The following is a 358-nucleotide window of genomic DNA, read 5'->3' as shown; positions in this document are numbered from 1 at the left end:
CGTGACGGTGGTTGCCTGGCCGTTGTCCAGGTTCGTCACCTTCAGCTTCGTTCCCGTCGGGAACGTTCCGCTGGTCGCCGCCGGCGGTCCCGCTTCACCCGACAACGTGACCGTCGACCCCTGACACACGACCTCCCCGGTGGCCGGCGGCGCCTGTCCACCCGCCGCACCGGAGGTCCCCGTCGCGCCGGCCGGTGCGTTGCCGCCACCCACGCGTTCGATGCGGGCCCGGCGGATCAGGTTCTTGCCGGGTTCCCGTACCTTGTCGAAGGCGGTGTTGTTGAGGAGGACGCAGCTGCCGGAGGGGCCGTTGACCGTGACGGTGGTTGCCTGGCCGTTGTCCAGGTTCGTCACCTTC

General features: G+C 69.8%; 1 pseudogene. It reads right to left on the bottom strand.

The features are described 5' to 3' along the window. Positions 1-358, bottom strand: a pseudogene (locus ADK52_RS11125) (septal ring lytic transglycosylase RlpA family protein); the annotation flags it as partial.

Origin of the sequence: Streptomyces sp. WM6372 (genome assembly GCF_001279655.1) — a bacterium.
GTDB lineage: Bacteria > Actinomycetota > Actinomycetes > Streptomycetales > Streptomycetaceae > Streptomyces.
This window is presented reverse-complemented; position numbering and strand designations above follow the sequence as displayed.